Consider the following 12,689-nt stretch of genomic DNA (forward strand, 5'->3'; position numbering starts at 1 on the left):
AATTTTGGTCGTGGCGGCGGTACTTTCGGTACTGGCGGCCCTGTTCGCCGGGTGGACCTGGTGGCGAGCCGCGTCGGACGAGTCCTTGGCACGCGGTCGCGACCGCGACGCGGTGCTGGCGGCGGCCGGCCCGGAACTGGTGACGCTGAACACGATCGACTACCGCTCGGCCGGCGCGGACGTGGACCGCTGGATAGCGGCGACAACGGGGCAGTACGGAAAGGACCTTTCGAGCGACCGGCAGGTCCAGATCGAGCGGGCATCGAGCGCACGCACGGTTTCGTCGGCATCGCTGGTCCAGGCGGCGGTGACGGAGATTTCCGCCGACTCGGCTCGTCTGCTGGCGGTCCTGGACGTCCGGGTTTCATCCGGCGGCGGTGCGGCTTCCCCGCGCTTGAACCGGTTGACGGTGGACGTGTCCCGAACCCCTGACGGCTGGAAGGTCTCAGGCGTCCAGGCGGCCGGCTCATGACGCGGGTGTTGGCTGTCGTCGTGGCTCTCGCTTTGGGTTGTGCCGTGTGGTTCGGCGTTGAGACGGCTTCGTTGTCTCCGGGGGACAATCAGGCTTTGGTGGACTCTGCTGGGACCGCTTCGGTTTCCGCTGAGGTCAGTGATGCGGTGAAGTCGGTTTTCTCTTATGACTACGCCAATTTGGCTCGCACCGAGCGGGCGGCGTCTCAGGTTTTGACGGGGGACGCGGTTCGTCAGTACCAGGACCAGTTCGCTTCGGCTCGTACTCGGGCTACGGCTGAGAAGCTCGTTCGGACTACTACTGTTCGGGCTGTCGGGGTGCGGTCTCTGGTGGGGGATGATGCTTCGCTTCTCTTGTTCTTGGATCAGCAGACTGTTGTTTCGGGTGGGGGTGCGCCTTCCTCTTCCGTTGCTCAGTTGGCTGTTACTGCCAAGCGGGTTGATGGTCACTGGAAGCTTGCTTCTTTGACGGCGTTGTAGCTTTTGGCGGCTTTAAAGATGCGGCTTCGCCGGGGCGTGGGGAATCGGCGCTCCGGTGGTTGCGTTCTGTTGTGGTCGGCAGCGCCGATTCCCCACGCTTCGGTGCCCCTGCCGGAGTTCTCTTTTTCCACCCGTTCGTGTGGTGATCATGCGTTCGATGTCGGCTAACCTTGTTGTATGGCAACGGAAGCGGTGTGGAAAGCGGATGCGATGGCTCTGGCCGATCGCATCTCCACTCTGCTTACCGTGGTGCGCTCCGCCGAGGCCGAGATCGGTGCGCTGCTGGTGGAAATCGAGTCCCGTGGCGTGATGGAGCTCTTCGGCTACCGCTCTGTCTCGCGTCTCTTCGAGCACCTGGCGGACGTCCCGAAGTCCGCCGCTGAAACGGTCGTCAAACGAGCCCGCTCCCTACACCCCGGCCACCACCTGGACAGCGCCCCCACAGTCGCCCTCGCAACCGCTGCCGCAGCCGCGGAGGGCCGCCTGAGCAACCCGATGATCGACACCATCGTCGGTGCCCTGACGCAGATCCCGCCCGAGCACCGCGGGGATGCCGAGCAGCACCTCCTCACCTTCGCCGAAGACGCGGGCCACAAACAGGTCGCCGCCCTCGGCGCCCGCATCGTGGCGCACCTGGACCCCGACGGCCCCGAACCCGACACCACCGAACCCGCCATCCCCAGCCGGGAACTCTCCCTGCGCCGCAAAAGAACCGGAGTGTGGGAGCTACACGGCCGTCTCGACGACGAAACGGGTTCCCGGACCAGCGCCCTCCTGGACGCACTAGCCGAACGTCGCACAGGCCCGGACGAAGCCGGCGACCACCGTTCCCCACAGGAACGCTACGGCGACGCGTTCTCCGACGCGATCGACCTCGCCCTCAACTCTCCCACGCTGCCGATGCAGGCGGGCGAACGAGCCCACGTGATGGTCGCGGTGTCGTTGAAGGACCTGAAGTCCGCAGTCGGCCAGGCCACTCTCGGCGACACCGGCACGATAACGGCGGCAGAGGCTCGGATCCACGCGTGCGACAGCATGATCATCCCCGCGGTGCTAGGCGAGAAAAGCGAGCCGTTGAACTTGGGCCGCCTCCGACGCCTGATCTCCGCAGGCTTACGTCGAGCGCTGTACCTGCGCGACCGAGGCTGCGCGTTCCCGGGCTGCCACCGCCCACCCCGGCATTGCCAGGGTCACCACATCCGCCACTGGGCCGAAGGCGGCCCGACGAACTTGGACAACCTGGTCCTGATGTGCGCCCACCACCACCGGCTGTTGCACCGTTCAGGTTGGGAAGTCCGCATCGCCACCGACGGCCTCCCAGAGTTCTTACCGCCAGCGTTCTTGGACAAGCGCCGAAAACCCAGGCGCAACAACCTGCACCAGCCACTGCCGTTCGCGGCTTGAGACAACCGAAGACGGGAAAGGCCCGCAGCCAGAAGGCTACGGGCCTACACCCACGTCGGCATCAGCTCCCCACCAGCAGTTCGCTCACCGAGGCCCCAGCCCCGGCGTGTGTCCTGTGCAATCACGGGCCTACACCTACGTCCGCATCAGGTCGCCACCAGCCCTCGCCCGCCGAGGCCCTTAATCTCGGCGCGTGTCCTGTGCACAGCCTGCGTCCGGCACCCAACTGTCCCGAGCGGATCCGCCGAGCCACGGCGCCCGCCCACGGCGACGCCTGTCTCCGGCGGGTGTCCTGCAGTTACTTGTGCCTGGCACCCAACCGTTCCCGGCGCGTGTCCTGTGCAATCGCTTGCGTCCGGCACCAATCGTCCCGAGCGGCGCCTCCTATAAGGCAACGCCCGTCTCCGGCGGGTGTCCTGCAGCTGCCTGCGCCTGGCACTCAACCTTTGCCGGTGAATTCGCTCGGCCTCAGCAGCTCAACCGCAGCGACTCCCGCTCCGGCACCTGTCCTGCGCGACCGCCGGCGCCAGCCCCCACCTGTTCCCGGCGTGTGCCTTATCTCAGCACCTCGCCCGCCGCAGTTTCCGTCTCCGGCCTGCACAACTACTCGCGCCGAAACCCGCTGAGGCGGATGCCCCGGCAGCGGCCGCAACGTCGCGATCCAGCCCGGCGCAACCGCTACTAACCATCCGAAACGGCTGCGCCTGCCTCGGCGCCGCCGCGGCTTCCGTTCCCGCGTGCGTCCTGCGCGGTCGCTCGCGACTGAACCCTCCCAGGCAGATGCCCCGCAGCGGCGGCAACACCGCGATCCCACCCGGTGCAACCGCCCCAACCGTCCCAAATGGCCGGGCCCTGCGCCTGGCCGCCGCAAATCCCGTCCCCGGCGTGCGTCTTACGCAACCGGCCGCGACTGAACCCACCCAGGCGGATGCCCCGGCAGCGGCCGCAACACGGCGATCCAGCCCGGCGTAATCGCCTCTAACCGCCGCGCCGTGCCTCAGCCCCTGGCCCACGGCGGCTGCCATGTCCTGCGCAACCGCTAGCGGCCCTAACCAACCCAGGCGCAGGCCGCAACACCGCGACCCCACCCAGCGCAACCGCCCCTAACCATCCCAAACAGCTGCACCCTGCCGCAGCACCTCGACCCCCGACGGAGCCGACACCGGCCACATCTCCACCACGTACCGGTAATGCTCCCCATACTCATGGTCGTTCCAGTCGACCGGCGGCGGCCCAGCCGGCTCATACGACACCCGAGCCCGATACAACCCCGGCAACACCGAAAAGAACTTTTCCTGCGACGGATAGTCCGCAGGCCCGGAAATCACCAACCGACCGCTCGGAACCGGAAGATCTGCTTCCACCACATGCTCCGCAGCAGCCGACAACTCCGGCGGTGAAGGCAACAACTCCACCAACGACTCCACCAAATCCGACCGCGCCGTGGCTATCGCCAAACCGCCCGGCTCGGCCCCGATCCGGTGGGACTCGACGGCCGAAGCCGTCCAGCCGCTGCCGTCGAGGCGAGAACCGGAGTCGCGCAACGAGAACTGGCGCTGGTCGGCGTGGACTACCAAATGCACACCGATCACCCTAGCCAGGACCCGCCCCGAAATGGTATCGACGCCGGGTTTAGCGTTGACGGCATGACCACTGCTTCCGTCGACGTCGACACGGCCCGCCGCGACTACGCGGCCCTGGTCGACCGCGGCCTCTCCCTCGACATCACCCGCGGCAAGCCCTCCCCGGAGCAGCTCGATCTCGCGAACGGCCTGCTGACCCTCCCCGGTGACGGCTCCTTCAAGGCCGAGGACGGCACCGACGTGCGCAACTACGGCGGCCTCAAGGGGCTGCCCGAGCTGCGCCGCATCTTCGCCGGCGCGCTGCAGGTCCCCGTCGGGCAGCTGCTCGCCGCCGGCAACTCGAGCCTCGAACTGATGCACGACGCCGTCGTGCAGGCGCTGCTCTCCAAGCTCCCCGGGGCCGAGCGCCGGTGGGCCGATGAGCCCACCCTCAAGTTCCTCGCGCCCGTTCCGGGCTACGACCGCCACTTCGCGCTCACCGAGCGCTTCGGCATCGAGCTCGTCCCCGTCGCCATGACCGCCGAGGGTCCCGACATGGACGCCGTCGAGACGCTGGTCGCCGAGGACCCCGCCGTCAAGGGCATCTGGTGCGTTCCCAAGTACAGCAACCCCACCGGGGTCACGTTCAGTGACGACGTCGTCAAGCGGCTCGCCACCATGCGCACCGCGGCGCCGGACTTCCGGATCTTCTGGGACAACGCCTACGCCGTGCACCACCTGACCGACGACGAGCCGGCGCTGGCCGACGTGCTGGCCCTGGCCACCGAGGCCGGCAACGCCGATCGCGTCTTCGTCTTCGGCTCCACCTCGAAGATCACCTACGCCGGCGCCGGCGTGGGCTTCTTCGGCGCCTCCGAGGCCAACCTCGCCTGGTGGACCGGCAACACCGGCAAGCGCACCATCGGCCCGGACAAGGTCAACCAGCTGCGCCACGCCCTCTTCCTCAAGGACGAGGACGGCGTCCGCGCCCACATGCGCAAGCACGCCGAAATCATCGGCCCGAAGTTCGAGGCCGTCGACCGCATCCTCACCGAGGAGCTGAAGGACCTCGCGTCCTGGACCAAGCCGACCGGCGGGTACTTCATCTCGCTGACCGTGCCCAAGGGCACCGCGAAGGAGGTCGTGCGGCTGGCCAAGGAGGCCGGGGTCGCGCTGACCCCCGCCGGGGCGACCCACCCGCACGGTGCCGACCCGGACGACGCCGTGATCCGGATCGCGCCGACCTTCCCGACGCTCGACGTCGTCGAGGAGGCCGTCCGCGCGCTCGCCGTGTGCGTCCGGCTCGCCGCGGCGGAACGCGCCTGACCAGCGAGAACAGAATCGGGAAGAACTTTTTCCCGTTTTGACCGAGCCGGGGGCCGTCCAGGTACGTATCACCGTTGGGTGAGGTGGACGAACTCGTCACGAGAGGACGTCCCCCGGTGTTCGGAAAACGCTACACAGAGCAGCTGATCGAGCGCAGCGCGGAGAACGCGACCGACCGCCGCCGCTTCCTCAAGGCTGCGGGAGCGGCGGGACTCGGCGTCGCGGGTGCCGGCGCGCTCGGAACCGCGCTGTCGCTGGGCCTCGGCTCGGCGGGCGCGACTTCGCAGTACCCGCAGCAGAACGCGCAGGACGCCGCCGCCAGCGACGCCGCGGTGCTGAACTTCGCCCTCAACCTGGAGTACCTCGAGGCGAACCTGTACTCGTTCGCCGCCTACGGCTACGGGCTGAACGAGAAGTACGTCAACGGCGTCGGCAACCTCGGCAAGGTCTCCGGTGGGCACGGCGTGAAGTTCAAGAGCGAGCACACGAAGCAGATCGTCCAGGAGATCGCCGGCGACGAGGTCGCCCACGTGAACTTCCTGCGCAAGGCGCTCGGCAACGCCGCCGTCGCGCAGCCGGAGATCGACTTCCAGAACAGCTTCACCGCCGCGATGCAGGCGGCCGGGGTCATCAAGGAAGGCCAGACCTTCGACCCGTTCGCGAGCGAGAACAACTTCCTGCTCGCCGCGTTCCTGTTCGAAGACGTCGGCGTGTCGGCCTACAAGGGCGCGGCGCCCCTGGTCAACAACAAGACGTTCCTCGACGCGGCGGCGGGCATCCTCGCGGTCGAGGCCTACCACGCGGGCATCGTGCGCGGACAGCTGTTCGAACGCGGCCTCGGCGACGTCACCAACAAGATCTCCGACGCCCGCGACAGCCTCGACGGCAAGGCCGACGACGACGAAGGCGTGCTCAAGGACGGCAAGGCGAACCTCGTCCCCGCGGACGAGAACGGCATCGCGTTCGGCCGCTCCGCCGACCGCGTCCTCAACATCGCCTACCTCAACCCGGACAAGGTCAACTCGGGCGGCTTCTACCCCCGGGGCCTCAACGGCGACATCGCCGCCAGTGGCGCCAAGGAGTGAGCGCCGCGTGCCGCCCTCACGGTAACGTCGTGAGCGGCGGCACGCGGAGTTCACGAGGGGGCGCGGAGTGCGGGTACTGGTCGCGGGTGGCGGGATTTCCGGCACGGTCACGGCGATGGCACTGCAGCTGGCCGGGCACGACCCGGTCGTCTTCGAGGCCTACCCGGCCGGCGGGGACGACATCGGCGCATTCCTCACGATCATGCACAACGGCATGGACGCCCTGCGCGCGATCGACCTGGACGGCCCGGTCATCGACAGTTCTTTCGCCGCGACCGGCGTCGAGCTGGTCGCGCCGAACGGCGACACAATCGGCCGCCGCGAGTTCGACACCGAGAACGTGGACGGGCCGCGCACCATGACCCGTGCGGCGCTCTACCGCGTGCTGCAGGACGAAGCCGCACGCCGGGGCGTCCCGCTCCAACGAGGCAAACGGCTGGTCGGAGCGAAACCGGACGGAAGCGGTGTCACGGCCGAATTCGCCGACGGCACCACCGAAACAGGTGACGTGTTGGTCGGCGCGGACGGGTTGCACTCGGTGGTCCGGACGCTGATCGACCCGGACGCCGACGCGCCGCGCTACACCGGCCAGACCATCGTCTACGGCTACACGCGGGCGCCGGGGCTGCCCTCGGCGGCCGGGATCTACCGGATGGTCCGCGGCAGCAAGGCGGCCTTCGGGTTCACGACCGACACCGGCGGCGCGACGTACTGGTTCGCCCGCATCCCCGACGCCGAGCGCTCCCGCGACGAGCTCGCGGCGGTGAGCCCGGCGGGGTGGCGCGAGTTCGCGCACGCCGCGTTCGAGGGAGAACCGCTGCCCTGCACGGACATCATCGCCGCGACGGGTGACGAGGTGTTCGGCGGCCACTGCTACGACGTCCCGCGGACGCGGATCTGGTCGACGCCGGAAATGGTGCTCGTCGGCGACGCCGCCCACGCCGCGGCCCCGGCGGACGCGCAGGGGGCGTCGATGGCGATCGAGGACAGCGTGGTTCTCGCGCAGTGCCTGCGTGACCTGCCGGATCCGGCGTCGGCGTTCGCCGCGTACGAAGGACTTCGGCGCGAGCGCGTCGAGAAGCTGGTCGCGTCGAGCGCGGGGGAGGACGTCGGCGAAAAGCCGGGCTGGGTCTACGCGCACCACATCGACTGGGCCGCGAAGATCCGGTGAACCTCGGTCCGCCGCCCCGGCGCATCACCGTCGACGCCGATCAGGTGCGCCGGCTCGTGGCCGAACAGTTTCCCCAGTGGACCGACCTCCCGGTCCGCCCGGTCGCCGAGGGCGGCTGGGACAACCGGACGTTCCACCTCGGCGACGCGCTGACCGCGCGGCTGCCCAGCGCGGCCGAATACGCCTTGGCGGTCGAGAAGGAGCAGCGCTGGCTTCCGGTGCTCGCGCCCCGGCTGCCGGTGCCGATCCCGGTCCCGCTGGCGGAAGGCCGGCCGGGCGCGGACTATCCCTTCGCGTGGTCGATCCACCCGTGGCTGGTCGGCGAGCCTGCGCGGCGCGAGCGCGTCGCCGACCCCGTCGGATTCGCCGCCGACCTGGCCGGTTTCCTGGCGGCGCTGCGGAGCGTCGACACCGACGGCGCGCCCCGGCCGGGCAAGCACAACTGGTTCCGCGGTGGCACTTTGCGGACCTTCGACGAACTCGTCCAGCGTTCGCTCGACGGCCACGACTGGGCCGGCGAGATCTGGCAGGCCGCGCTGGACACTCCGTGGGACGGCGTCGAGAGATGGTTCCACGGCGACGTCGCCGAAGGGAACCTCCTGCTCGACGGCGGGGAGCTGGCGGCGGTCATCGACTTCGGGACGTGCGGAGCCGGCGATCCGGCCTGCGACCTGGCGATCGCGTGGACGCTGCTGACCGCGGACGGCCGGCGGGCGTTCCGCGAGCGCCTCGCCGTCGACGACGCGGAGTGGGCCCGCGGCCGCGGCTGGGCGCTCTGGAAGACCCTGGTGACGTGCGCCCGCACGAAGGGCCGCGACGACCGCGAGGCCATGGAAGCCCGGCGCGTCCTGGACGAAATCCGCTTGGAGTACCTCAAGAGCTGACTCACGCCCCGCAGGAGTCGCGGACCACCAGCTTCGTCGGCAGCCGCACCGGGTCGGGGGCCACTCCCGTGTCGATCATCGCCAGCAGTGCGCCCGCCGCCGCCGTGCCGAAACCCGGTTTGTCCTGGGCGACCGTCGTCAGCGCCGGGTCCACCAGGGACGCCACCTCGATGTCGTCGAACCCCACCACCGCCAGGTCGTCCGGCACCCGTAGGCCGGCCGCGCGGGCCGCCAGCAGGGCGCCGACCGCCATCTCGTCGCTCGCCGCGAACACCGCCGTCGGCGGGTCCTTGCGGGCCAGCAGCCGGCGCATCCCGACGAACCCGCTCTCGCGGTAGAAGTCCCCGGTGACCACGTAGTCCTCGCGTGCCGCCAACCCGGCTTCGGCCAGGCCGCGCAGGTAGCCGTCGGTGCGGGCGGCCGCCGGCGCGTTGCCGCGCGGGCCGGTGATCGTCGCGATCCGCCGGTGCCCGAGCGCCGCCAGGTGCCGGACGGCCTCCGCCGCGCCCGCGGCGTTGTCCGACGTCACGTAGGTCGCCCGCGGCCCGGACAGCGCCACGTCCACCGCCACGCACGGCAGGCCGGACTGGGCGAACGTCCCGAACGCGTCGGCGTCGGTCCCGCTGTCGATCAGCACCAGCCCGGCCAGGTGGTGGCGGCGGGTCATGCTCACGTACGCGATCGGGTCGGCCAGCGACACGCCCGGGTTGCGGTCGCGGGCGTCGTCGCTCGTCGCGAGCAGCAGCAGGTGGTAGCCGTGCGAGCTGAGCGCGGATTTGAGGCCCAGCAACAGGTCCTGCAGGAACGGGTGCCGCCAGCCGGGCCGCCGGTGGTCGGTGTCCCAGACCAGCCCGACCATCGCCGAGCGCTGCCGCGACAGCGCCCGCGCCGACTCGTTCGGCGAGAAGTCGAGTTCCCGGGCGACGCGCTCGACGTGCTCGCGCGTCGTCGCGCTCACCGTGGCGGGGCGGTTGAACACCCGCGACACGGTCGCGACCGATACCCCGCAGAGCTGGGCGATCTCGCGGGCCGTGACCATCTCTGACCTCCTGTGCTGTAACCGGTTACATTGGTAGCACATGATCTCGGACTGGGTAAATGCCGAGGTGCGTTACTATTTCGTTACTTGACGAACGATGGCTGGGAGCGCTCTCATGGGTCCCGCGTTTTCCGACCGGCCCGCAGAACAACGGAGATCTCATGCGCCCGAAAACGACAACCCGACGGACTCGCCTGATCGCCGTGGCGGGTGCCGTCCTGGCCGCGGTCACCGCCCTGAGCGCCTGCGGCAGCAGTGACGCCGGCGGCGGCGGCAAGGTCAAGCTGAGCCTCGGCCTCTTCGGCAACTTCGGCTACACCGACCTGATCAAGGAGTACCAGGCCGCGCACCCGGACATCGAGATCACCGAGCGGACCGCGTCCTACTCCGACCACCACAAGAACCTCGCCGCGCACCTGGCCACCGGCGGCGGCGCCGCGGACATCGAGGCGATCGACACCGGGTACGTCGCCCAGTTCAAGGCGAACCCGGACAAGTTCGTCGACCTCAACACCGTCGGCGGCGACAAGCTGAAGGACCGCTGGCTGGGCTGGAAGTGGTCGGCCTCGCTCGGCAAGGGCGGCCAGCAGATCGGCTACGGCACCGACGTCGGCGGCCTGGCCATCTGCTACCGCCGCGACCTGTTCGAGCAGGCCCAGCTGCCCGCCGACCGCGACGCCGTCTCCGCGCTCTGGCCGACCTGGCAGGCGTTCTTCGACACCGGTAAGCGCTTCCAGGCCAAGGCGCCGAACGGCGTCAAGTTCATGGACGGCGGCCCGACCGTGCTCAACGCGATCTTCGGCCAGGCACCCGTCGGGTACTACGACCAGAGCGACCAGCTCGTCGTCGGCAGCAACCCGGCCCTGCGCACCGGCTGGGACCAGGTCGTCGACGCCGTCAAGGCGAACCTCTCCGCCGGCCTGCTCTACAGCACCCCGACCTGGAACACCGGCTTCACCCAGGGCCAGTTCGCCACGGTCACCTGCCCGGCCTGGATGATGACCAAGATCAAGGACCAGGCGCCGGACACCGCCGGCAAGTGGGACGTCGCGACCGTGCCCGGCGGGGGCGGCAACTGGGGCGGCTCGTACCTGACCGTGCCGAAGCAGGGCAAGCACACCAAGGAAGCCGCCGAGCTCGCCGCGTGGCTGACCGCGCCCGAGCAGCAGGCGAAGGTCTTCACCAGCCAGGGCCTGCTGCCCTCGACGCCGTCGCTCTACGACGACCCGAAGATCTCCGGCTACACCAACCCGTTCTTCAACAACGCTCCCGTGGGCAAGCTCTTCACCGACGCGGCGAAGAAGCTGAACCCGCAGTACCAGGGCCCGAAGGCCGGCGACGTGCAGACGGAGTTCGGCAACGCGATGCAGCGCGTCGAGCAGGGCAAGCAGGACGGCGCGGCGGCGTGGCAGCAGCTGGTCGGTGACGTCTCGAAGCTCAAGTAATGGCACTCACCTTCGCCGACCGGCGGCACAAGTGGGACGTCAAGCTGTCGCCGTTCGGCTTCGTCAGCCCGTACTTCCTGATCTTCGGCGTCTTCGGGCTGTTCCCGCTGCTCTACACGGCTTTCGTGTCGCTGCAGAAGCGGAACCTGCTCGACGCCGAAGGCGCGACGTTCATCGGCTTCGGGAACTACGAACAGCTGCTGTTCCACGACCCGTACTTCTGGAACGCGATGGGGAACACGGTCAGCCTGTGGCTGCTGACCACCATCCCGCAGATCCTGTTCGCGCTCGGCATCGCGCACCTGCTCAACCGCCGGCTGCGCGGCCGGACGCTGTTCCGGATGGGGATGATCCTGCCGAACATCACCTCGGTGGCGGCGGTGACGATCATCTTCGCGCAGCTGTTCGGCCGGGACTTCGGGCTGGTCAACTGGGTGCTGAGCTGGTTCGGCGGCGGTCAGGTCGACTGGCAGGCCGGCACCGCCAGCTCGCACACCGCCATCGCGGCGATGGTGGTGTGGCGCTGGACCGGCTACCACGCGCTGATCTTCCTGGCGTCGATGCAGGCGATCCCGTCGAGCATGTACGAGGCCGCGACGCTCGACGGCGCCCGCGGGTGGCAGCAGTTCTGGCGGATCACCGTCCCGCTGCTGCGCCCGCAGATCATCTTCTCCACGGTGATCGCGACGACCGGGAACATGCGGCTGCTGGCCGAGCCGCTGCTGTTCAACCCCGGCACGGCGGCCGCCACCGGCGGCTCGGACCGGCAGTTCCAGACCGCCGCGCTCTACCTCTACGAGCAGGGCTTCACCAAGTACGACTTCGGCTACAGCTCGGCGATCGCGCTGATCCTGGCCGTCGCCACGATGCTGGTCGCGGGCCTGTCGTACCTGGTGACCCGGCGCATCCAAACGGACTGAGGAGCGGACATGACCACCGTGCTGACCCCGGCGGCACCCGCGCCGCCGGCGGCCCCCGGGCGGGCCCGGCGCCTCGTGCGCCGGGTCGCGAGCCCGTGGACCTACGCCGCGCTGATCGCGATCCTGGCCGGCTCGGCGTTCCCCGTGTACTGGTCGTTCGTCGTCTCCTCGCAGACGACGGAGGCGGTCGGCAGCGTGCCGCCGGTGCTCGTGCCCGGCGGCCACCTGTTCGAGAACATCGCCCGCGTCTTCGACGAGACGGACTTCGCCCTGGCGCTGGGGAACTCGCTGATCGTCGCGGGCACGATCACCGTGTCCGTGGTGCTGTTCTCGACGCTCGCCGGGTTCGCCTTCGCCAAGCTGAAGTTCCGCGGCCGGACGCTGCTGCTGCTCATCGTGGTCGCCACCCAGGCGATCCCGACCGAGCTCGGCGTCGTCCCGCTGTACATGATGATGGCCGACTTCGGGTGGGCCGGGCAGCTGCAGGCGGTCATCGTGCCCGGCCTGGTCACCGCGTTCGGCGTGTTCTTCATGCGCCAGTACTTCGAACGCGCGCTGCCGCTGGAACTCCTGGAAGCCGGGCGGATGGACGGCTGCGGCTCGCTGCGGCTGTTCTGGCACGTCGCACTGCCGGCGGCCCGCCCGGCCGCGGCGGTGCTCGGGCTGTTCACGTTCATGCAGGCCTGGAACGACTTCTTCTGGCCACTGGTGGTGCTGGTGCCGGAGAACCCGACCGTCCAAACCGCACTGTCCACTCTGGCCAGTGGCTACACCACCGACTACACGCTCGTGCTCACCGCCGCCACCATCGGCACCGTCCCCGTCCTGCTCGTGTTCCTGCTGTTCGGCCGCCAGATCGTCGGCGGCATCATGCAGGGCGCGCTCAAGGGCTGACCCTCCCG

At 69.4% G+C, this 12,689-nt stretch carries 12 protein-coding genes; 10 read left to right on the forward strand and 2 right to left on the reverse strand.

The features are described 5' to 3' along the window. Position 1 precedes the first annotated feature (1 nt). From BLV96_RS30890 to BLV96_RS30900, 3 genes are all read left to right on the forward strand, one after another. Positions 2-472: a hypothetical protein gene (locus BLV96_RS30890; protein WP_244180658.1), complete on the forward strand. Its 471-nt coding sequence runs from the start codon at positions 2-4 to the stop codon at positions 470-472. Further along, positions 469-951, forward strand: coding sequence for a hypothetical protein (locus tag BLV96_RS50875; RefSeq protein ID WP_086674199.1), 483 nt, complete (start codon positions 469-471; stop codon positions 949-951). Before BLV96_RS30890 ends, BLV96_RS50875 begins: the two co-directional genes overlap by 4 nt. Before the next feature lie 177 nt (positions 952-1,128). Beyond that, positions 1,129-2,355, forward strand: coding sequence for an HNH endonuclease signature motif containing protein (locus tag BLV96_RS30900; RefSeq protein ID WP_086674200.1), 1,227 nt, complete (start codon positions 1,129-1,131; stop codon positions 2,353-2,355). 1,103 nt (positions 2,356-3,458) lie between these two features. Here the strand turns inward: BLV96_RS30900 and BLV96_RS30905 are convergent. Beyond that, the gene (locus BLV96_RS30905) at positions 3,459-3,938 is read right to left on the reverse strand and encodes a hypothetical protein (RefSeq protein ID WP_086674214.1); all 480 of its coding nucleotides are present in this window, start codon (positions 3,936-3,938) and stop codon (positions 3,459-3,461) included. A gap of 63 nt (positions 3,939-4,001) precedes the next feature. On the opposite strand from BLV96_RS30905, the gene BLV96_RS30910 reads away from it, so the two are divergent. From BLV96_RS30910 to BLV96_RS30925, 4 genes are all read left to right on the forward strand, one after another. Then, a complete protein-coding gene (locus BLV96_RS30910) occupies positions 4,002-5,243 on the forward strand; it encodes an aspartate aminotransferase type Ic (RefSeq protein ID WP_086674201.1) in 1,242 nt (413 codons plus the stop codon). A gap of 116 nt (positions 5,244-5,359) precedes the next feature. Then, positions 5,360-6,328, forward strand: coding sequence for a ferritin-like domain-containing protein (locus BLV96_RS30915; protein WP_086674202.1), 969 nt, complete (start codon positions 5,360-5,362; stop codon positions 6,326-6,328). Between the two features lie 67 nt (positions 6,329-6,395). Then, complete coding sequence (locus BLV96_RS30920; protein ID WP_086674203.1) at positions 6,396-7,499, forward strand: FAD-dependent monooxygenase; 1,104 nt, start codon at positions 6,396-6,398, stop codon at positions 7,497-7,499. Further along, on the forward strand, positions 7,496-8,383 hold the full coding sequence (locus BLV96_RS30925; protein ID WP_086674204.1) for an aminoglycoside phosphotransferase family protein: 888 nt from the start codon (positions 7,496-7,498) through the stop codon (positions 8,381-8,383). Before BLV96_RS30920 ends, BLV96_RS30925 begins: the two co-directional genes overlap by 4 nt. A gap of 1 nt (position 8,384) precedes the next feature. Here BLV96_RS30925 and BLV96_RS30930 read toward each other — a convergent pair whose 3' ends face one another. Next, positions 8,385-9,422 carry a LacI family DNA-binding transcriptional regulator gene (locus BLV96_RS30930; RefSeq protein WP_086674205.1) on the reverse strand — a complete coding sequence of 346 codons (1,038 nt, stop codon included), beginning with the start codon at positions 9,420-9,422 and terminating at the stop codon, positions 8,385-8,387. Between the two features lie 203 nt (positions 9,423-9,625). Here BLV96_RS30930 and BLV96_RS30935 point away from each other — a divergent pair, with 203 nt between their 5' ends. The 3 genes from BLV96_RS30935 to BLV96_RS30945 are packed head-to-tail and all read left to right on the forward strand — an operon-like array spanning position 9,626 to position 12,681. Next, positions 9,626-10,867, forward strand: coding sequence for an ABC transporter substrate-binding protein (locus BLV96_RS30935; protein ID WP_244180598.1), 1,242 nt, complete (start codon positions 9,626-9,628; stop codon positions 10,865-10,867). Beyond that, positions 10,867-11,787 carry a carbohydrate ABC transporter permease gene (locus tag BLV96_RS30940; RefSeq protein WP_086674207.1) on the forward strand — a complete coding sequence of 307 codons (921 nt, stop codon included), beginning with the start codon at positions 10,867-10,869 and terminating at the stop codon, positions 11,785-11,787. Before BLV96_RS30935 ends, BLV96_RS30940 begins: the two co-directional genes overlap by 1 nt. 9 nt (positions 11,788-11,796) lie before the next feature. Next, complete coding sequence (locus BLV96_RS30945) at positions 11,797-12,681, forward strand: carbohydrate ABC transporter permease (protein ID WP_086674208.1); 885 nt, start codon at positions 11,797-11,799, stop codon at positions 12,679-12,681. The last annotated feature ends 8 nt before the right edge of the window (positions 12,682-12,689 follow it).

The organism is Amycolatopsis pretoriensis (assembly GCF_900107925.1).
Lineage (GTDB): Bacteria > Actinomycetota > Actinomycetes > Mycobacteriales > Pseudonocardiaceae > Amycolatopsis > Amycolatopsis pretoriensis.

Excerpts from the sequence above, each read along its gene's own strand:
- BLV96_RS50875 (WP_086674199.1), top strand. The coding sequence starts at position 469 with ATGACGCGGGTGTTGGCTGTCGTCGTGGCTCTCGCTTTGGGTTGTGCC.
- BLV96_RS30900 (WP_086674200.1), top strand. The coding sequence starts at position 1,129 with ATGGCAACGGAAGCGGTGTGGAAAGCGGATGCGATGGCTCTGGCCGAT.
- BLV96_RS30910 (WP_086674201.1), top strand. The coding sequence starts at position 4,002 with ATGACCACTGCTTCCGTCGACGTCGACACGGCCCGCCGCGACTACGCG.
- BLV96_RS30930 (WP_086674205.1), bottom strand. The coding sequence starts at position 9,422 with ATGGTCACGGCCCGCGAGATCGCCCAGCTCTGCGGGGTATCGGTCGCG.
- BLV96_RS30940 (WP_086674207.1), top strand. The coding sequence starts at position 10,867 with ATGGCACTCACCTTCGCCGACCGGCGGCACAAGTGGGACGTCAAGCTG.
- BLV96_RS30945 (WP_086674208.1), top strand. The coding sequence starts at position 11,797 with ATGACCACCGTGCTGACCCCGGCGGCACCCGCGCCGCCGGCGGCCCCC.